Consider the following 19,229-nt stretch of genomic DNA (forward strand, 5'->3'; position numbering starts at 1 on the left):
TATGCGTGAAAAGAGAAAAGTCACAATGAATTCAGAAAGGCCAACAACGCTTTGCGCTGTTCGGCGTTGAACGCCAATACCTGTCGCTGTGCCGCCTGGGCTTCGCCGCCGTGCCAGAGTATCGCCTCCATGGCGTTGCGGGCGCGACCGTCGTGCAGCATTTGCGTATGGCCGTTGACCGCAGCGGTCAGGCCGAGCCCCCAGAGTGGCGGGGTGCGCCACTCGCGGCCAGTCGCCTGAAACTCGGTGCGATTATCGGCAAGTCCGTCGCCCATGTCATGCAGCAGCAGGTCGGTATAGGGCCGAATCTCCTGGTTGGCGAGTTCAGGCTCGGCGGCGTCTGCCCGAGTCTTGAAAGACGGAACATGGCACTGTTGGCAGCCTGCCTGGAAAAACAGACTCTTGCCCGCCAGGGCTTGCGGGTCGTCCACGTTACGCCGCGCCGGAACACCAAGATTACGCGTGTAGAACTCGACCAGACGCAAAATGTTATCGCTGACTTCTGGCTCGCCGTCCGGACCATTACCGTTCGGTGCCGCCAGACAATCGGTCTGGGCAGGCGTGCAATCGTCGAAACGGCGCAGACTGGTGGTCAGCCCCATGTCACCAGAGAACGCGTGCACATTCTGCTGATTGAGGTTGGGTTGTCCGGCTTTCCAGCCAAAACGCCCCATGACGACTGTTTGCTGCGCGTCGTCCCAGACCCAGTTGGCCCGCCCCGAAATGCCGTCGCCATTCTTGTCGTCAGGGTCGGCGTTGGCGAGAACGGCCTCATCAGGAATCGCCTCCAGCAAACCTAGGCCGATCATGGGCGGCGCAATTCTTGCCGAAACATGGGTGTCGGGGTGCATGGGGCCGTAGCCCAATTGGGTGATACGCAAGGTTGGCTGGCGCAACTCGACCGCGGTGCCGTCCCGAAACTTGACCGTGAGCGCATCGTATTCCACGCGAACCTTGCCTTCCGGCATGACGCCCGGGTTTGCCATGTCTTGCAGTTGCCCGCCGTAGTTCGGTTCGGGCAGCACGCCATTGCGCTGTATCAGGTCGGCAAAGGCAGGATCGTCAGGAATCGACAGCCTGACCAGCATCGACACGGCATTGTTGTCTCCTGCTTCAGGCGGGTGGCCTCGACCATCCTTGATGTGGCAGTTCTGACACGCATTGGTATTGAACAACGGCCCCAGTCCGTCACGGGCCGTGGTGGTCGAAGGCGCAATGACCCAAGGGCTGCGAAAGAAACTGTTGCCCACGCTGAAATCCAGACGACGTACCGGCGACAGATTGGCCGACGGTAGTGAAAACGCATTCTGGTCACTCTTTTTGACGGTAGCACTGCCGCCCGACAACGCCTCGCCCGGTTCGGCGTGCGTGAAACGCGGGGCGTCATCGCACGCGCTCACGACCAGAGTCGTGAGCAGCGCAAGAGACAGATGAAGCCGCGTAGTCATACACATCCCGAAAAGAGGTGAAAATCAGGGCGTGCAAGCTTATCAGCCTCGTGCAGTTTGAATAAGAGGGATTATCGTTTGCTGTTGCTGGGGCAACGTGTTGTTACGAATTCTCGGATTCAGTGATTGAGCGTGATTGTTCTTCAGTTCTCGGTTGCGCACTGAAATGATCGAACACCGTCAGCCCTCTGCGCAGTGTCTTGCGCACGGCCTCGCTCTGTTCAATCAGTTCAGTGCTGGGGTGTTGCCATTGCTCGGGCGGTAAGGGCTTTGACCAGTCGAGCACGGCTTTGGGAAAGGCTTTCTTCGGCAGGCGTTCGACCCAGGCGGCGATGCGGCAGGGCAGGGTCCAGCCGCTGCAGAACTGGATGAGCAGAAAGCCGAACAGGTAACGGATGTACCAGTGATCGTAGCGGTAGCCCTTGCGGCACATGTGGAAGAACTCCACCGTGCCTTCCTCCATGTTCTCGCCCATCATCGGCTGCGGCAGTGCAGTGGGGCCTTCTTCCATGTAGGCGCGAATCGCCTCCCACTCACCAACCGCCATACCCAGTGTATAGCTGGGCACGGTCAGCCAGACGACCTGCCCGTCTGACGCATCCCGCAAACCGATCATCAGGGCAAACTTCTGTTGAGTGCCGTATTGGGTGGGGACTACGCTGCTGCTGACGCAGGCAATGACGTTTTCCCATGGGACGAAGCGCGGCGGTTCGCCACGTTTGGCGACGTAGGCGACTTCGCGGCGCTGGCGGTTGAAGCGGGTGGGTGGGACTCTGGAGTGGGGGTAGACAGCGTGGACGAAGCAGCAGAAATACATGAGTGCCAAACCACCCGCGAACCCCCAGAGATAATAATTTGGCAGAAGCAAAGTCACAAAGACTTCAAAAACAGGAGCTCCATATCTGAAATGATCATCAATCCCCAACCCTATGGAGGCAAGTATAAAAAAAATAACAATAAACATGACGGAGCCAATGCTAACGCGTACTGCAAACTCTACTGTTGCGCAGCTCAGTCCAAAGTCCATATAAACTTCATTGGCATACTGATGAAGACTGCGTGAGCTAAAGGCTGCAACCCCAGTTGGTACTGGTCGTGGTGCAAGGTAGAAAACCTCAGTGCCAGATCCGGTTTCCGTATCCCCGGCTCTTGGTGAACGTTCGTATTTGTCAGAAGTCATCCAAATGTTCTCTTGTGATCTGTGTGGCCGGGAGTTGTATATTTTCCGCAGGTTTCTCGACCGATGCGCCGACAGGTTTGTTCACGGTGTCCATGCCAAGGGGAATGCGGTAAATGAGGTACCCCTGATCGGCTTTTAGATAAGTCGTCACCAACGCTGGCTTGACTGCCACGCTTAGGAGCAGCAGGGCGTGATGCCCTTGCCAACTATTGGGAATCTCAAGTGCTAGGGTTAAGGGAGATGCGGCGACTACCGAGAGTCCTTGGCATAGGGCCTCGCTGACATCCTGTTGATCGGATGCTTTCCGCAACTGCGCCGACCAGCGTAAGGACGTGTCGTCGAAGCTGGTGCGGGTCAGGCCGGGCATTACCAAGTGCAGGCTGCGCACAGGTTCGCCATCGATCTCGCGATGGATCATGCCCTTGTCGAGCACGGTGGGACGCAAGTTGGTTTCAGCGAGCTTTTGCGCGTGACTAGGCCAATCCCAGCCCTCCGGTTCATTGCCCCAAAGACAACCGAGTAACCAGCGCTGTTGGTCATCCAGATTGAAGTAGTTGTAAAGCGATTCCCCGCCCAATTGCAGTGCGGTGGAGATAAGCCCCCAAGGTGTCATGCGAATCCAACACCGCAGGAAACGTGCGCCTCGTGTTGCCCAGGCTAGGCTGGCGACCAACTTTCGCTCGGCCAAAGGTGCTGCTCTGACTTCTCGAAGAAGGCCATATAGTTCAATCATGGCGTGGCCAGTTAATATCGAGTTAACCGCGGTAGATCCGAGATCGCCCGCCAGTGCCATACCGGCACCGAACTTTTCACCCGTTGTGCCAAGGTCCAGCGCAGTGGTCCATTTTTCCCAGTTGTTCAATGTTGTGCCTACGGCACTCAAGAGGCTGAGTGGCGCAATGAAAGCACCCAAGCCCAAGCTTAGTTTCCCCAGCCGGACCGCAAATAATCCCCCCGACGTTCCTGCAGGGTTGCGTGCCAGACCCTGTAATACGTTGTCGACCAAAGCGATTTGAACTGATTGGTAAACTGAAATCGCTGCTGCTATGGGGGCTAGTAAAGCTCCCAATACTATCGTCAGCTCTCTGATAGACTTCACCCCCTCCGACGTCCTCCAAACATCCAAAGCCTCCCCCAAATTCCCAATCTGCAACGTCATCGCCAGCATCGGAAACAAGCTGCCTTTGAATGCGCTCCCGACTGCTCCTGGAGTTCCATACCCCCTTATCGGGCCAGCCCGCAAACGCGCGATCTCGTCTTCCAGAACCGCAACTGCGCATCGTTGATGTTCAGCTTCACCCCGATAGCCCCATTGATGGGTCTGCCAGTGGGGGTGATGGCGTGCTCCAGTTCGCGGCGTATGGCGGCCAACTGGTTGCGCGTTTGCAGCAACTGCTGCTGGATGTACTGTTTGTCGTACATCAGCTCATTGCGTTGGGTCGGCGTCAGCCAGTGTTTGCTGCTCAGTTTGCTCAGACGGGTTCGCTCCCGGATGAGATCGTCCTCGGCCTTGATCAGATGGTTCAGGCGCACGAACGCGTCACGGTACTTCTGCACATCGGTTTCGTTGGCAATGCTCAGCGTGACGGCTTCCTGCTGCATAGCGACCAGTGCGCCCAGGCGTTGCGCCCGATTGTTCTGCTTCGGAAAGTTGTTCAAGTGCTGACGCACTTCCGTGTCGTTCAGTTTGCTGTTCATATCCCGCAGCCACTGCTCCATACGCAGGGCGATGGACGGTATGTAGCTGGCGACAACTGCCTGATGCAGTGGCCGTGCGGCTTCAGGCAAATGCAGGCTCAGGGTCCAGTGGTGGCCTATGACGTGGCTGACCGTGGTGATACGGTTCTGAGCATCGACAAGCCCTCCGCTGAAGGTGCGGATGTCATCCAGCCATTTGATCAGGTCGCTTGATTTGGAGCGCAGAAACTCCAGATTCAGGCGCCCATAAAACACTGGCAGGATGTAATGCGGGTTGTCGTGAAAGTAGTCGCTGACCCTTTGCAGACTTTCTTCCGTGCGGCACAGGTCGCGGGTGCAGTTGAGCTCCATGGCCAGTGCGCTTTTCAGCTGGTCAGGATGGTCCGGGTCGAAATACCAGGCGCTTCGGTAGAGTTCGCTCTGGGTGAACAGACTGATCCGGTCATGAGTGATGTCATCCAGTCGCTGGGTCCAGCGCCTGAGGTGCGAACGCTCCTGATTCAGGTAGCTTTGCATCTCGTCATGACGAATCAGGTCGTTGATGCCTCGTGAACCCAGCCCCACACCGTTCAGCGTGCCCTGACTTTTTTCATCCAGCGCTTCGATATCCTCTTCGAGTTCCCCGTAGAGTTTTTCGCCAAGCGCCGACTTCATCAGCGCCTGTTTATTTTCCATGTCCAGCCTGGCAAATCGCTGCTGAGGGCGCTCGTTGTAATCGGCACCTCTCTTGTAGGCATACTGACCGTCGGGTGTCCTGGAGGGCTCTGGCCCCAAACGTTTTTCACGGCGCCATTGGTTACGGGCATTGATAAAGTCGTAGATGCGCGAGCGCTGCTGCGGCGTGGTCTTTTTCAGCAGATTTGATTCCGGGTTTACCTGACGGGCATGGCTGTCGCCCACGGTCATGAGCGTGTCAATGTAGGTGGCAGTGAGAAAGCGGGTTTCGTTGTTGTTTCGCTCACGCCATTCTTCTATCCAGCCGACTACGGTGTCCTGCTCTTCGGCCAGATCGCGCAGAATGCCGATGCTGTCTTCGAGCACCAGGTACAGATGGCTTTTCTCATGCAGCGGCTTGAGCAAATGCCTGAACTCGCCAATGTGGGCTTCGCGAAACAGAGGCTGATGCTCCCAGACGTAGTCCTGCTGTTCTGCCTCGGGGATGTCGGGTGTGGCGCATTGTTGTGCAGGCTGCTCGGCCAGTTCGGCGAGCTGTTCGCTGACCTGCTTCTGGACCCGCAGATGGATTCCGCCTTTCAGGCAGTCAGCCTCGGCCAGATCCACTTTTTGCATGAAGTAGAAACGATCCGCTGCGCTGCCCAGCGCCTGGGCACATTTGGCTGCGGTCCATTGCAGTTCCGAGTAGGCAACATGCAGGATGCTGTCCTTTGCGAAGACCAACGCGTGTTCACCCGTGCTGGTCTGCCGAACGTCCTGAACAACCTCTGAGCCTTTCCACACCAGCTTGGTCGGGACGCCGTTTTCGACTCGGTATTCATGCAGGTAGCCGCTGCTTTCTTCGATCACATACAGATAGCCATCCCGAAGCAGACGCAGACCCAGAGGGCGTTTGAGGCGAGCGTAAATGTTTGAATCCGGTTTGCTGCCAAGCCGTTCCACCCGGCCGTAGCGCAGTGGAAGCAACTGGATGTTGTTGCCGGGGGCAGGGCAGGTGTTCGGTCTGCTGCGCGAATCGACATGTTCTCTGGCCCTGGATTCCCAGTAGGCCTTGTCCTTGGCAGGCAGCGTTCTTGGATTGTCCTGCGGGTTCATTGCGAGGCTCCTTCCTGTTGCCGGGCGTGCAGCACCACGAGCCAGTGGGCCTGCTCGATGCGCTGTGAGGGGGTCAACTCAGAGGTGTCGCGCAGCAGTGCTCTGATCGGGGGGTGAGAATCCTCAGGCTGATCGGCGAGAAAGAGGACAACATTGGCGTAATGGAAGATGTCGGCTTCACTCTTGAAACCTTGCTCGTAAGCGGTGCTGGCCAGCCTGTGCACCTGTTCGTAACGCGTCTTCAACGACACGTCGGGCAGGTAATCCGGAAAGAAGAGGCGCAGATGCTGATCGAGGTTGACGACGGTCAGGCGAAACATGACGTCGCCCAGTGTTTCGATCTGCTCGGCGCTCAAGCGATAAGGCACACCGGGATCATGAGGCGCCGATTCGCCGATGCGTGGGTGACAGCCCCACTGCTCGGTCATTCTGTCGGGTGCATAGACATGATCGATGGGGCCGAACAGGCGATTGTCGAAGTGTGCCGGATGCATGCCGAACAGGGCGTTGGCCAGTGACGTGTCCGAGAGATTCATGTAACAGGTCTGGCCTGTCGGCATCTCGACAAACATCAGCCAGCGTAAATGGTCGATGAGGGTTTTGCGGTCTGCCGGGCTGAACAGCAATAGCCCCCATTCTTCATGAGCATGGGCGAGAAAGCGCACGAACATTGGATCATCCGGGCCCTCCAGTTGAATCAGCGCAGGTGAGGCGTCCAGGCGCTCACGGAGCCGGGTCTGCAAAAACAGCATCGTGCGAACCCCGCTCAGCTCCCACTCGGCCATCCTTCTGGTCAGGTCGGGGACGTTGATGGGATTGAGCAGCAGATAGGCATTTTTCGACCACGGCAGATCGTGGGGACCGGTTTCAAACTCGGGCATAAGCGCGCCTTGAAGAGGGCATGAGGCGCGGATAGTCGGTGGTGCAAGAGGTGCAATCAATACGCAGAAGGGCGTTTGGGAAAGGCCCTACAGGCAGCGCTGAAAAGTCACTGGCAGGTCACGCAAACAGCGTCATCCAGACAAAAAAATGCCGGTCAGCAAGACCGGCATTTGGGGACATCAAGACCGCGACGTGGATCAGAATTCGTGGTCGGCGTTGTCCGGATTCAGGTCGGTGATGCCCAGTTTGCCTGCGGCCTGCTCGATGGCGCCGGTCTGCTTGACCAGTGCAGCGATAGCGTCACGAACAACCTGATTGCCAGCCGTGTTGCCTGCGGCGATCAGTTGATCGAAGTGCTCGCCCTTGTTGGCGTGATCGACGATGACCTGCAGCTTGGCTTGGGTGTCGTCCAGGTCGGCGCGCAGGGTGGCGTCGGTCGCAGGGTCTACTTTGGCCACCAGCGACGACAGGCTCGGGCCGCTGACCTTGGTGCCGTCGGTGCGGGTGTATTCGCCCAGGTAAACGTTGCGAATGCCCTTGCCGTTGTAGAAGTGCGAGTTGTGCGTGTTGTCGCTGAAGCAGTCGTGTTCGTCTTCGCTGGAGTTGGCTTCCAGCGCTACTTTCATGCGCTCGCCCGCCAGTTCACCCAAGGACAGACTGCCCATGCCGAACAGCATCTTGCGCAGACCGTCTACGCCGGGTTCGGCTTCCAGCGTGGCGCGGTAGTTGTCGGCGACGCCGGCTTTCCAGTTGCCGGACATTTCTTCGAGGTCGCTGACCAGCAGGTCAGTGACGGCTTTCAGGTAAGCACGACGACGGTCATTGTGGCCGCCGGTTGCGCCAGCGCCTTCCAGGTAATCGCTGGCCGGACGGTTGCCGGCGCCAGGGCCGGTGCCGTTCAGGTCCTGGCCCCACAGCAGGAATTCGATGGCATGGTAGCCAGTGGCAACGTTGGCTTCGGAGCCGCCCAGTTCGTTCAGGCTGGCGAGCTTCTCGGAGGTGATCTGCTTGACGTCGACCTTGTCTTCGCCCACCTGGATTTCAGTGTTGGCGATGATATTGGCGGTTGCGCCAGGGTTGCCCAGTGCGTGCTGGTAGTCCTTGGCAACGTAGTCGATCAGGCCTTCGTCCAGCGGCCATGCGTTAACCTGTCCTTCCCAGTCGTCGATAATGGTGTTGCCGAAGCGGAACACTTCGCTCTGCATGTAAGGAACACGTGCGTCAATCCAGGCTTGGCGAGCGGCCTTGAGGGTTTCATCGTTCGGCTTGGCCAGGAACGCATCAACCGCAGTGCTCAGTTTTTTGGCACCGGCTTCGGCATCGCTGAAAACAGCGGAAACCATGTTGGCGTAGTTGGCGACTACAGCCTTGGCGGCGGCGTCATCGGTCTGGGCGGCGGCTGGCGTGGCAGGTGCAGTCGGCGCTGGCGCGGCGGCCGGAGCGGCAGGTGCTGCGGCGGACGGTGGAGTTGCAGCCTTGTCCTTGCCTTCGCCACAACCGGCGAGAGAGATAGCGATGGCCAAGAGACTGGCGGTTGCCAAAGGCATACGAATCATGACGGAATCCTGCGTTCATAGGGGTGAAGGCGCAGAGCGCCCAGAAAATCTGCGACATAATGCGAAAGATTTGCATTCGATGTAAAGGCAAAACGCCTGTCGAGTCGTGATCAGCTATCCGAGAGCTTGTAACAGTCGGTTTCGAGATGTTCCGGAGTCTGCATGACGGGGCCGTGCGACCGCGTGTAACCGGCTCAGAGAATGGCTGCGTTATTGCGCTGGTCCAGCTTCAGGAACGCAAGCAACTCCCGAGCGGGCAGCGGCTTGCTGTAGAAATAGCCCTGGCCTTCATGGCAGCCCTCAGAGATCACATACGCTTCCTGTTCGACCGTTTCGACGCCTTCGGCAATGACCTGCATCCCCAGACTTTTACCCAGTTGGATAATTGCACGCACGATGGTCGCGTCGTCATCATCATCGATCAGATCCTGGACGAAACTCTTGTCGATCTTGATCTTGTCCAGCGGCAGGCTTTTCAGGTAGCTCAGGGAGGAGTAGCCCGTACCGAAGTCATCAATGGCAATCAATGCCCCGGAACGACGCAGGCTGAGCAGATGCTGGGCAGCGGTGGTGATGTCCTCCATCAGCCCGGTTTCGGTCACTTCCAGCTCAAGGCTGCGGGGTGGCAGGCGGTAGATCTGCAACAGGTTGTTCACCACGCGTGGCAACTCGGCGTGGTGCAACTGTACGGTGGACAGGTTGACGGCCATGCGCAGGTCCGTGAAGCCCTGGTCGTGCCATTCGCGCAACTGCCGGCAGGCCTGGTCCAGCACCCATTCACCCAGGGCAATGATGGTGCCGTTCTGCTCGGCCAGCGGGATGAACACGTCTGGCGGTACCAGGCCGTGCTCGGGATGCTGCCAGCGGATCAGCGCTTCCACACCGACGATCTGGTTGTCGCGATAGCTGATCTGTGGCTGGTAGACCATGTACAGCTGATTGCGTGGCAGGGCTTCGCGCAGGTCCTTTTCCAGTTCGCGGCGTCGACGCATCTCGGTGTCGACGCTGGCGATGTAGAACTGATAGCGATTGCGCGATCTGGCCTTGGCCAGGGTCATGGTCTGTTCGGCCTTTTGCAGCAGCTTCTCGGGGCTGTCGCCGTCCTCCGGGAACAGCGTGATACCGATGGTGGCGCGCAGGCGAATGGAGTGGCCGTCTACCATGAAGGGCGCTTCAAGTTCATCCAGTACGTTCTGCGCCAGCTCGGCAGCCTCGTAAGGCTCCTCGATATCCGCCTGGACCAGCGCAAACTGGTCACCGCCCAGACGTGCCAGCGCACCCAGTCGCCCGCTATGGGCCCGCAGCCGGTCTGCGAGAGCCACCAGCAGCTGATCGCCTGCCTGATAACTGAACTGCTCATTGATGCCTTTGAAATCATCCAGTCCGACACACAGCACCGCGACCCGATGCTGTTGCCGTCCGGCGTTCTCCAGAATGTTGTCCAGACTCACCTGCAACTGCACCCGGTTGGGAAGGCCGGTCAGAAAGTCGTACTGGGCCATGCGTTGCAGGTTGTTTTCGGCTTCGTGACGCAGGTACGTATTGCGTTCGATCGAGGCGAGCAGTTGGTTGGCAGTGTTGACCCAGATACCCAGCTCGTTTTTTTCATGACCCTTGAGCAGGGGGAGCTGATGCTCGCTGGGTCGGTCGGGATTGATAGCGGTCAGGTGCTCGATGATTCTGGAAAGCGGCTTGGTCAGCAGCCAGTGATAGACCAGATACAGCACTAGACCCATCGCCAGCGCACGCAGCACGCCTGAAATAAAGATGATCACGGCATTGATGATGAAGCCTTCGCCGTAGTTGGCCGTGTCCAGTGTGATGCGCAGATCGCCGTAGTATTCGCTGTACGGGCTGCGTCCGACCAGTTGCGTGGTAAAGCTACGCTCCTGACCCAGAATGAGATCCGTGAGCCAGCGGGTCGACGAGGTTTTCAATGGTCGGTCTTTTTCGGCCAGCAGGGTTTCGTTCGGATGCCCGATGGAGGCCATGCGCACGGCATTGTCCTGAAACAGGCCTTCGATAACCTGCATACCCATCTCACGGTCCAGGCTGTAAACCGCCTGAGTGGAGGGATCCCTGAACATGTCCAGAATGCGTTCGGCGTCGCTCACCACTGCCTGTCGCGTCTTGTAGGCGTCGTAGACGATCTGCGCGCAGCTCAACACCACGCCGACGAAAAACGCCGACAGCAGCACCACGCGCAGCAACTTCACCGACAAGCTGTTCTTGAGTTCCAGCTTCAATGGCCGTTCCTTAATTCAAGTCGCAGGCGTATCGCCCTGTCACCCTCGAAAAACGGGTGATCGAGATGGTCGCGCCCGGTTGATCCCTCTTTTTTCTGCGCCGCTGCCCGGGGCCCACGGACTCGTGCATCCCAATGTGTCGGGCGGCTGCGCTTGTAACTTGAGCGTACGCTGTAAAAGAACTGTTCGGTGATATTAGTCAGCTAGCGTTTTCTGGCAATACATCACGTTACAGTTGTACATCAAAAACCGCCATATTCACGCATTTGAGTGACGCATCTGCGACGTATTCACGATATCGAAGGGCTGTGCTTCCTGTCACACACATGAGAAATGCAGGCAATAAAAAACCCGGCACAAGGCCGGGTTCTTGATGACACTGGAAATCAGGCAGCGTATTGCTTGGCCACGAAGTCCCAGTTCACCAGGTTCCAGAACGCTTCTACGTACTTCGGACGCACATTGCGGTAGTCGATGTAGTAGGCGTGTTCCCAGACGTCGCAGGTCAGCAACGGCTTGTCACCGCTGGTCATCGGGTTGCCCGCGCCAATGGTGCTGGCCAGCGCCAGGGAGCCGTCAGCTTTCTTCACCAGCCAGCCCCAGCCGGAGCCGAAGGTGCCGATGGACGTCTTGCTGAACTCTTCCTTGAACTTGTCGAACGAGCCGAACGCCGTGTTGATTGCGTCAGCCAGTGCGCCGGTAGGTTCACCACCGCCGTTAGGCGAGAGGCATTCCCAGTAGAAGGTGTGGTTCCAGACCTGAGCGGCGTTGTTGAAGATGCCACCCGAGGAGGTCTTGACGATTTCTTCCAGAGTCTTGCCTTCGAACTCGGTGCCTGGCACCAGGTTGTTCAGGTTCACGACGTAGGTGTTGTGGTGCTTGTCGTGGTGATATTCCAGCGTTTCCCTGGAAATGTGCGGCTGCAGAGCATCGTGGGCATAAGGCAGTGGCGGCAATTCAAAAGCCATGGTTTATCTCCTTTCAGGTCATTTGCGGTTATCGCACGGCCGATCACGGGCGGCCGGATACAGCATGCACCGGGAGTTTTACTCTTTTGCGGCGCAGACCCCGGACTATAGCACCGGCCCTGCGGCATAACCACGCAACAACTGTGTGGGAAAGAGGTTCCAGCGCTGTCGACCCAATGGCCATGAAAATCATCAGGCGCTGCGGATCAATTGCGCAGCGACAGTGAACATCATCACCGCAACCAGCACGTCCAGCAGCCGCCAGGTTGCGGGCCGGGCCAGCCAGGGCGCGAGCCATGCCGCTCCGATGGCAAGGCTCGAGAACCACAGCAGCGAGGCGCTGGCGGCGCCCACCACGTAGGCTTCGGGCACGGCCTGCTGTGCGCCGAGCGATCCGATCAGCAGCACCGTGTCCAGATAGACATGCGGATTGAGCAGGGTTACCGCCAATGCGCTGAGCAGCACCGCGCGCCGCGACCGGATTCCGGTAGCTGCGCCGTTTTCCAGTCCTTGTGACGAGCAGGCACGCCGCAGGGCCTGCAGGCCATACCAGCTCAGGAATGCCACGCCGCCCCAACGCGCGACAGCCAGCAAGGTCGGGTTCTGCGCCAGCACATTGGCCAGGCCGAACACGCCGGCAGCAATCAGCAGCGCGTCGCAGACAATGCACAGCAATGCCACCGGAACATGGTGCTCACGACGCAGCCCCTGGGCCAGAACGAAGGCGTTCTGTGTACCGATGGCCATGATCAGGCCCGCAGCCACCAGCAGACCGTTTAAATAGCTTTGCCACATCAGACGCGCTCCGGCAGTCAGTTCAGGTGGCGATTCTGGCGTCAGAAGCGGTATAAGGAAAACCAATAATCCTGATCGCTCATTAGGAAAAATGATGTTTGACTACAAGCTGCTGTCGGCGCTCGCCGCCGTCATCGAACAGGCCGGATTTGAACGCGCTGCCCAAGTGCTGGGTCTGTCTCAGTCGGCAGTGTCGCAACGCATCAAATTGCTGGAGGCCCGCATCGGTCAGCCGGTGCTGGTCCGGGCCACGCCGCCGAGCCCCACAGATGTCGGGCGGCGTTTGCTCAATCACGTGCAACAGGTTCGATTGCTGGAGCGTGACCTGCAAAGCCAGGTGCCTGCGCTGGACGCAGAGGGCATGCCTGAGCGTTTGCGCATTGCCCTGAATGCCGACAGCCTGGCCACGTGGTGGGCGCAGGCGATCGGGGATTTCTGCGCCGAACATCATCTGCTGCTGGATATGGTGGTGGAGGACCAGGATGTGGGCCTCAAGCGCATGCGTGCAGGCGAGGTGGCTGCGTGCCTTTGTGGCAGCGAACGGCCGGTGGCGGGTGCACGCAGTCAGTTACTGGGCGCCATGCGCTACCGTGCCCTGGCGTCTCCTTCTTTCATCGACCGGCATTTTGCCGATGGCGTAAGCCCTGAGAAACTCGCGCGCTCAGCGGCGCTGGTCTTCGGCCCCGATGATTTTCTGCAGCACCGTTATCTGGCGTTGCTTGGGGTCGAGGACAGTTTCAAGCATCATCTGTGTCCTTCATCCGAAGGCTTCATGCGCATGATCGAGGCCGGGCTGGGCTGGGGGCTGGTGCCTGAGCTGCAGGTCAGCGAGCAGTTACGCAGCGGTGCATTGCGCGAACTGCTGCCCGCCCGCTACATCGATGTACCGCTTTACTGGCATCACTGGCGCAACGGTGGCCAGTTGCTGAACCGGCTGACGGAGCATCTGGCACAAAAGTCGGGGCGCTGGCTGGTGCCGCCTGGCGGCAAGTGAGCGTCAACACGTTCATATATGAAAACAATGCGGGTAGGGTTTGTCCTGTCCCGCAGACGCGTCAATGGAGCGGTAAATGAATATTCTGGTTACCGGCGCAAGCGGCTTCATCGGTGGACGCTTCGCGCGCTTCGCCCTGGAGCAGGGTATGAGCGTGCGGATCAATGGTCGCCGAGCCGAAGGCGTCGAACATCTGGTCAGACGGGGCGCCGAATTCGTGCAGGGCGACCTGACCGACCCGCAACTGGTCAGGGCGTTGTGCGATGACATGGACGCTGTGGTGCATTGCGCAGGTTCCGTCGGTGTGTGGGGGCGGCGTCAGGAGTTCATGCTGGGCAATGTGCAAGTCACCGAAAACATTGTCGAAGGCTGCCTGAAACAAAGGGTGAGAAGACTGGTCCATCTTTCGTCGCCGTCGATCTATTTCGACGGCCATTCGCGCCAGGGCATCAAGGAAGAGCAGGTCCCCAAGCGTTTCCACAACCATTACGCCGCGAGCAAGTATCTGGCCGAGCAGAAAGTATTCGGCGCGCAGGAGTTCGGGCTGGAAGTGATCGCCCTGCGTCCTCGCTTTGTCACAGGGGCGGGCGACAACAGTATTTTTCCTCGCCTGCTGCACATGCAACAGAAGAAGCGCCTGTCCATCGTCGGCAACGGTTTGAACAAGGTGGACTTCACCAGCATGCAGAACCTTAACGAGGCCATGTTAAGCAGTCTGTTGGCGACCGGTTCTGCGCTGGGCAAGGCCTACAACATCAGCAATGGTTCGCCGGTGCCGTTGTGGGATGCCATCAATTACGTGATGCGGCAGATGCAGTTGCCTCAGGTCACCCGTTATCGTTCATACGGGCTGGCTTATACCGCTGCCGCGATCAATGAAGGAGCCTGCATGCTGTGGCCGGGTCGACCTGAACCCACGCTGTCGCGTCTTGGAATGCAGGTCATGAACAAGGACTTCACGCTTGATATCAGCCGTGCCATGCATTATCTGGACTATCAGCCGCGTGTCAGCCTCTGGGCTGCGCTGGACGAGTTCTGCGGCTGGTGGAAAGCCCAACAATCGAGCTGAGTCAGTAGTGGCACATTGAAATATCATCAGGTGCCATTGGTATACTCGTCAGCTTTGGTTTCAACAGCTTCTTGAAGGGTTGCTCATGCGTAACGATCCATATGACGACATCGATGACGTCCCAAGCCTCAGTGCCAAGGACGACGATGATGATTTCGTGCCGGAAAAAGGGGCACGCGAGCGCACGACGGTCTACTCGCGCACCACGCCAGTGGTCAAGGTCAAAGGGCCGAGCACCGGCCCGCTCTGGGCGTTGGTCGGGGCATTGTTCATCGCTTTTTGCGGTCTGGGCTGGTGGAGCTTTCAGCAGGTTTCGCTGATGGAGCAGCAACTGGTCGCGACGCAGGAGAGCTTTGCGCGCATCAGTGAGGAAGCGGCGGGACGCCTGCAGGATATTTCCGGCAAGGTCGTGGCGACGGAGTCTCTTTCCAGCGACGGCGAGGCGCTCAAGCAACGGATCAAGTTGCTGGAAGCGCAACTGGAAGACCAGGACAAGCAGCGTGAAGGCGTTGAGGGCCAGCAAAGCAGCCTCGACAAACGGCTGGAACAGATGGCCGCGCAAACCACGCAGCAGCAGGCCGAGAGCGCTCAGTTGCAGGAACAGCTGAAGGGCGTGGTCACCGAGCTGACCGCATTGAAGGCGGCCTTGCCTGACTTGAAAACCGCCCAGGCCGATCAAGGCAAGCTGGACACTCAGCTCAAGAGCCTGGCCGCTGATGTCGCGACCTTGAAGAAACAGGGCAATCCTTCCGCCGCCGTCGAGCGGCTCGAACAGGATCTGATCGTGCTCAAGAGCGAGCAGGAAAATCGCCCGGCCCCTGCGGCTGCGGGCAATACCGCCGAGTTCGATGCCTTTCGTGCTCAGGTGACGCGCAACATCAATACCCTGACCAGCCAGATTCAAAACCTGTCGCAGCAACTCAACGCCCGTCGTTGAGGCCTGCAAAGCCCGCTACCCGCCATGCTTGCGGGTGGCGGGCAGGTTTCAGCATGAGTAGAGCGGGTGCCGGTCGGCTCTCGCAGAAATTTCCCGACACATAACTACCTATATCACGGCCGATGTAGGGACGGCTTACGCTTGCGTCATTGTTCAAGAACGGAGTTTCACTCATGAAAGGAATCAACCCGATGCATCCGAAAACAACGAACATTGATGGCGATACCACTGAACGTGATATCGAGCCTCTGACGGCTTCTGCGGTACACGATCAAGCCGAAGAGGCCAACGTGCAGGATGAGCAGGTTCTCCATGCGGCTGGATTCATGCCGCTTGCAAAGACTGTTAAAAAGCCGCCGATCAAAGGTGTTGTGGACAAGGCAGGCAAGAAGCCTCCTGTCAAAGTAGGGGGTGGCGATAAAGATAAAGTGCCGCCTTCAAAACCGCCGATCAGGATTTCGGGAGACCAGGACGGCAAGGTGCCCCCGGTAAAGCCTCCGGTCAACACCAAGGTCAAGCCGCTTCCTGTAAAACCGCCTGTGAAGGCATCCGAAAAACCTCCTGTTGAAATGAAGATGCCTGCCGATCCGACACCACCGTCGCGACTGGATAAACTGCTAAGCATCGTCAATACCGCGACGGGCGTGCTGCAACTCATTCATCCACTCAACAGCGTTTTTAATCCCGACGGCACCGTCACTTACCCTGACGGCAGTGTTGCCGACACCAAGACCCAATCCGTCACCCGACCCAACGGCGCCGTGCAGAATATCGACGGCACGACGGTGCACGCTGATGGCAGCACCGAACACCCCGATGGCAGCGTTCTGCATAAGGATGGTACGTGGGTGTTTGCAGATGGCTCGGTCAACTATCCCGACGGTCGCTGGAAGCATGCGGATGGCACCGTCACTGACGCAGAAGGCAATGTGATTGGTGTCACGGAGCCCGTCGCTCCCAAGTGATCGAATCGGTTTCCCGAGGCAATAAAAAACCCTGACGCGTGTGCGTCAGGGTTCTTGTGCTGCCATACGCGGATTACAAGCGCGGGTAGTCGATGTAACCCACCGGGCCCTTGGCGTAGAAGGTCTCCGGGTGCGCTTCATTCAGCGGTGCATCACTGGCCAGACGCTCCGGCAGGTCCGGGTTGGCGATGTAAGGCACCCCCCAGGCCACTGCGTCGGCCTTGCCTTCTGCCAGCCAGGCATTGGCGCTGTCCTTGGTGAACTTCTCGTTGGCGATGTACACGCCGCCGAAGTCTTTCTTCAACTGTGGGCCGAGGCTGTCGCTGGCGTCACGCTCACGTGCACAGATGAACGCGATACCGCGCTTGCCCAGCTCTTTGGCGACATAGCTGAAGGTTTCGGCCAGATTATCGTCGCCCATGTCATGCAGGTCAGCGCGAGGCGAAAGGTGAACGCCTACACGGCCAGCGCCCCAGACTTCGATGGCAGCGTCTGTCACTTCCAGCAGCAGGCGGGCACGGTTCTCCAGCGAACCACCGTACTGGTCGGTGCGCTGGTTGGTGCTGGTCTGCAGGAACTGGTCGAGCAGGTAACCGTTGGCACCGTGAATCTCCACACCGTCAAAACCTGCCGCTTTGGCGTTTTCCGCGCCGACACGGTAGGCGTCGACGATGTCACCGATTTCCGCCAGCTCCAGCGCGCGGGGCGTCGGGAATGACGTGATGGGGCGCACCAGACTCACATGGCCTTCAGGCTGGATGGCGCTCGGCGCGACCGGTGCTTCACCGTTCAGGTAAAGCGGATGAGAGATACGGCCTACGTGCCACAGTTGCAGGACAATACGCCCGCCCGCACCGTGCACGGCCTTGGTGACATTGCTCCAGCCGCGCACCTGGTCGTTGGACCAGATACCGGGCGTATCGGGGTAGCCTACGCCCATCGGCGTCACGGATGTGGCTTCGCTGATGATCAGGCCGGCCGATGCGCGTTGCACGTAATATTCGGCCATCAACGCGTTGGGCACGCGGCCTTCGTCGGCGCGGCAGCGTGTCAGCGGCGCCATGATGATGCGGTTTGGCAGTTGCAGATCGCCAATGGTGATCGGGTCAAAGATAGTCGTCATGCGTCGAATCCTCTTGCAGTGATCAATGAGTTGCCGGGGCCAGATCGGGATTGCCGGTCTGACGGAAAGTAATCAGGGTAATGAGCAGGGCGAGCACTGCCAGGACCGCGGCGGCCAACGGCACGCGGGTCAGGCCCAGGCCGTGGGCGATGACACTGCCGCCAACCCAGGCACCCAGTGCGTTGCCGACGTTGAATGCGCCGATGTTCAGGGTCGAGACCAGATTGGGCGCGGCCTTGCCGAAGGTCACCACGTTGATCTGCAGCGCAGGCACAGCGGCAAAGGCGGCAACGGCCCAGAGGAAGAGAGTGATTTCCGTCGGAATCAGCGCAGCGCTGGTCCAGCTCAGCGCAGTGGAAATCACGGCCATTGAAATGAACACGCCAATCAGCGTCGACGACACCTTGCGATCCGCCATCTTGCCGCCGATCACATTGCCCACGGTCAGGCCCAGGCCGATCAGCAGCAGTGTCCAGGTCACACCCTGAGGCGAGACGCCGGTCACATCACCCAGCAGCGGCGCCACGTACGTGAACAGCGTAAACATCGACGCCGAAAACAATGCGGTCATGGTCAGCGACAGCCAGATTCCGGCACCCTTGAGAGCGGCCAGCTCGGCACGCATGTCGAGCTTCTCTTCGTCGCGATTGGCGGGCAGAAAGCGGATCAGGCCGATCAAGGCAATCACACCGATAACTGTCACTGCCCAGAAGGTCGAACGCCAGCCTGCGTATTGACCCAACGCAGTGCCCAGCGGCACGCCCAGCACATTGGCCAGCGTCAGACCGGTGAACATCAAGGCCACGGCAGAGGCGCGGCGATTGGCGGGCACCAGACCTGCAGCGACCACCGAGCCGATACCGAAGAACGCACCGTGACACAGCGCCGTCACTACGCGTGCGAACATCAGCACGTCATAGTCGCTGGCCAGTGCGCAGAGCAGATTGCCGATGATGAAAATGCCCATCAGCGTGACCAGCGCGGCCTTGCGGGGCAGTTTGGCGGTGGCCATCGCCATGAACGGTGCACCGATGGCGACGCCCAGCGCGTAGCCGGTCACCAGCCAGCCGGCACCGGGAATCGACACGCCCAGATCCGCAGCCACATCGGGCAACAGACCCATGATGACGAACTCGGTAGTGCCGATGGCGAAGGCGCTCAAGGCCAGAATGAATAGCGAAAGAGGCACGGGGGCGGCTCCTTGAAAAGTGGATAGATCAGGCCGGATTGTTCAGCTCTTGCACCAAGGCCTGCACGAACGCCTGAATGGTCTCTTCATTGCGCCTGAAGAAATGCCACTGACCGACCTTCTTGCTGCTGATCAGACCGGCCCGTTGCAGGGTCGCCAGATGCGCAGAAACGGTGGACTGGGAAAGCCCGGCACGTTGATCGATCTGCCCGGCGCAGACGCCGTGCTCGATCGAGTGTTCCTGAGATGGAAACGCGGTGCGCGGATCCTTGAGCCAGGTCAGAATCTCTCGGCGGACCGGATGGGCCAGTGCTTTGATGATGTCGTCGAGGTCAATGGGCATGTCGTTCTCACAGGCGGTGTAGCGATATATCGCGATAGGGCGAACCTTATATCTGTATTTCGCGAT

16 protein-coding genes are annotated in these 19,229 nt (G+C 58.9%); 4 read left to right on the forward strand and 12 right to left on the reverse strand.

Annotation, left to right across the window (positions count from 1 at the left end):
- Positions 1–20 precede the first annotated feature (20 nt).
- From JTJ32_RS13750 to JTJ32_RS13790, 9 genes are all read right to left on the reverse strand, one after another.
- The gene (locus JTJ32_RS13750) at positions 21–1,448 is read right to left on the reverse strand and encodes a di-heme oxidoreductase family protein (protein WP_210042366.1); all 1,428 of its coding nucleotides are present in this window, start codon (positions 1,446–1,448) and stop codon (positions 21–23) included.
- A gap of 103 nt (positions 1,449–1,551) precedes the next feature.
- Entirely contained in the window at positions 1,552–2,628 is a 1,077-nt protein-coding gene (locus JTJ32_RS26430; RefSeq protein ID WP_236059294.1) for a hypothetical protein, read from the reverse strand.
- Positions 2,618–3,796 (reverse strand): hypothetical protein, encoded by a 1,179-nt coding sequence (locus tag JTJ32_RS26600; protein WP_328823967.1) that lies wholly within the window; start codon positions 3,794–3,796, stop codon positions 2,618–2,620. Before JTJ32_RS26600 ends, JTJ32_RS26430 begins: the two co-directional genes overlap by 11 nt.
- A 56-nt stretch (positions 3,797–3,852) precedes the next feature.
- Positions 3,853–6,096 carry a toxin VasX gene (locus JTJ32_RS26605; RefSeq protein WP_328823968.1) on the reverse strand — a complete coding sequence of 748 codons (2,244 nt, stop codon included), beginning with the start codon at positions 6,094–6,096 and terminating at the stop codon, positions 3,853–3,855.
- Positions 6,093–6,977, reverse strand: coding sequence for a DUF4123 domain-containing protein (locus JTJ32_RS13770; RefSeq protein WP_210042367.1), 885 nt, complete (start codon positions 6,975–6,977; stop codon positions 6,093–6,095). The genes JTJ32_RS26605 and JTJ32_RS13770 overlap by 4 nt, the downstream gene beginning before the upstream one ends.
- Positions 6,978–7,175: 198 nt before the next feature.
- The gene (locus JTJ32_RS13775; RefSeq protein ID WP_099226262.1) at positions 7,176–8,534 is read right to left on the reverse strand and encodes an imelysin family protein; all 1,359 of its coding nucleotides are present in this window, start codon (positions 8,532–8,534) and stop codon (positions 7,176–7,178) included.
- Between the two features lie 194 nt (positions 8,535–8,728).
- Positions 8,729–10,780 carry a putative bifunctional diguanylate cyclase/phosphodiesterase gene (locus JTJ32_RS13780; RefSeq protein WP_184321123.1) on the reverse strand — a complete coding sequence of 684 codons (2,052 nt, stop codon included), beginning with the start codon at positions 10,778–10,780 and terminating at the stop codon, positions 8,729–8,731.
- A 386-nt stretch (positions 10,781–11,166) separates the two neighbouring features.
- A complete protein-coding gene (locus JTJ32_RS13785) occupies positions 11,167–11,748 on the reverse strand; it encodes a superoxide dismutase (RefSeq protein ID WP_099226260.1) in 582 nt (193 codons plus the stop codon).
- Positions 11,749–11,940: 192 nt separating this feature from the next.
- Positions 11,941–12,543 (reverse strand): LysE/ArgO family amino acid transporter, encoded by a 603-nt coding sequence (locus JTJ32_RS13790; RefSeq protein WP_099226259.1) that lies wholly within the window; start codon positions 12,541–12,543, stop codon positions 11,941–11,943.
- 94 nt (positions 12,544–12,637) lie between these two features.
- Between JTJ32_RS13790 and JTJ32_RS13795 the strand changes: the two genes are divergently transcribed.
- From JTJ32_RS13795 to JTJ32_RS13810, 4 genes are all read left to right on the forward strand, one after another.
- The gene (locus tag JTJ32_RS13795; protein WP_099226258.1) at positions 12,638–13,537 is read left to right on the forward strand and encodes a LysR family transcriptional regulator ArgP; all 900 of its coding nucleotides are present in this window, start codon (positions 12,638–12,640) and stop codon (positions 13,535–13,537) included.
- A 76-nt stretch (positions 13,538–13,613) separates the two neighbouring features.
- Positions 13,614–14,606, forward strand: a complete 993-nt coding sequence (locus JTJ32_RS13800) for an NAD-dependent epimerase/dehydratase family protein (RefSeq protein WP_184321120.1) — start codon at positions 13,614–13,616, stop codon at positions 14,604–14,606.
- An 85-nt stretch (positions 14,607–14,691) separates the two neighbouring features.
- Complete coding sequence (locus JTJ32_RS13805) at positions 14,692–15,543, forward strand: ATPase (protein WP_099226256.1); 852 nt, start codon at positions 14,692–14,694, stop codon at positions 15,541–15,543.
- A gap of 173 nt (positions 15,544–15,716) precedes the next feature.
- Entirely contained in the window at positions 15,717–16,508 is a 792-nt protein-coding gene (locus JTJ32_RS13810) for a hypothetical protein (protein WP_184321117.1), read from the forward strand.
- A 73-nt stretch (positions 16,509–16,581) separates the two neighbouring features.
- Here JTJ32_RS13810 and JTJ32_RS13815 read toward each other — a convergent pair whose 3' ends face one another.
- The 3 genes from JTJ32_RS13815 to JTJ32_RS13825 are packed head-to-tail and all read right to left on the reverse strand — an operon-like array spanning position 16,582 to position 19,163.
- Positions 16,582–17,631: an alkene reductase gene (locus JTJ32_RS13815; protein ID WP_210042368.1), complete on the reverse strand. Its 1,050-nt coding sequence runs from the start codon at positions 17,629–17,631 to the stop codon at positions 16,582–16,584.
- Positions 17,632–17,653: 22 nt separating this feature from the next.
- Positions 17,654–18,820 carry an MFS transporter gene (locus JTJ32_RS13820; protein ID WP_210042369.1) on the reverse strand — a complete coding sequence of 389 codons (1,167 nt, stop codon included), beginning with the start codon at positions 18,818–18,820 and terminating at the stop codon, positions 17,654–17,656.
- A 28-nt stretch (positions 18,821–18,848) separates the two neighbouring features.
- On the reverse strand, positions 18,849–19,163 hold the full coding sequence (locus JTJ32_RS13825; RefSeq protein WP_184321109.1) for an ArsR/SmtB family transcription factor: 315 nt from the start codon (positions 19,161–19,163) through the stop codon (positions 18,849–18,851).
- Between the last annotated feature and the right edge of the window lie 66 nt (positions 19,164–19,229).

Source organism: Pseudomonas alliivorans (assembly GCF_017826695.1).
Lineage (GTDB): Bacteria > Pseudomonadota > Gammaproteobacteria > Pseudomonadales > Pseudomonadaceae > Aquipseudomonas > Aquipseudomonas alliivorans.

What these genes read in the sequence shown, in the direction of transcription:
- JTJ32_RS13770 (WP_210042367.1), bottom strand. Translation starts at nt 6,977, where the DNA reads ATGCCCGAGTTTGAAACCGGTCCCCACGATCTGCCGTGGTCGAAAAAT.
- JTJ32_RS26605 (WP_328823968.1), bottom strand. Translation starts at nt 6,096, where the DNA reads ATGAACCCGCAGGACAATCCAAGAACGCTGCCTGCCAAGGACAAGGCC.
- JTJ32_RS13800 (WP_184321120.1), top strand. Translation starts at nt 13,614, where the DNA reads ATGAATATTCTGGTTACCGGCGCAAGCGGCTTCATCGGTGGACGCTTC.
- JTJ32_RS13785 (WP_099226260.1), bottom strand. Translation starts at nt 11,748, where the DNA reads ATGGCTTTTGAATTGCCGCCACTGCCTTATGCCCACGATGCTCTGCAG.
- JTJ32_RS26430 (WP_236059294.1), bottom strand. Translation starts at nt 2,628, where the DNA reads ATGACTTCTGACAAATACGAACGTTCACCAAGAGCCGGGGATACGGAA.
- JTJ32_RS13825 (WP_184321109.1), bottom strand. Translation starts at nt 19,163, where the DNA reads ATGCCCATTGACCTCGACGACATCATCAAAGCACTGGCCCATCCGGTC.
- JTJ32_RS13750 (WP_210042366.1), bottom strand. Translation starts at nt 1,448, where the DNA reads ATGACTACGCGGCTTCATCTGTCTCTTGCGCTGCTCACGACTCTGGTC.
- JTJ32_RS13790 (WP_099226259.1), bottom strand. Translation starts at nt 12,543, where the DNA reads ATGTGGCAAAGCTATTTAAACGGTCTGCTGGTGGCTGCGGGCCTGATC.
- JTJ32_RS13805 (WP_099226256.1), top strand. Translation starts at nt 14,692, where the DNA reads ATGCGTAACGATCCATATGACGACATCGATGACGTCCCAAGCCTCAGT.
- JTJ32_RS13810 (WP_184321117.1), top strand. Translation starts at nt 15,717, where the DNA reads ATGAAAGGAATCAACCCGATGCATCCGAAAACAACGAACATTGATGGC.
- JTJ32_RS13775 (WP_099226262.1), bottom strand. Translation starts at nt 8,534, where the DNA reads ATGATTCGTATGCCTTTGGCAACCGCCAGTCTCTTGGCCATCGCTATC.
- JTJ32_RS13815 (WP_210042368.1), bottom strand. Translation starts at nt 17,631, where the DNA reads ATGACGACTATCTTTGACCCGATCACCATTGGCGATCTGCAACTGCCA.
- JTJ32_RS13795 (WP_099226258.1), top strand. Translation starts at nt 12,638, where the DNA reads ATGTTTGACTACAAGCTGCTGTCGGCGCTCGCCGCCGTCATCGAACAG.
- JTJ32_RS26600 (WP_328823967.1), bottom strand. Translation starts at nt 3,796, where the DNA reads ATGCTGGCGATGACGTTGCAGATTGGGAATTTGGGGGAGGCTTTGGAT.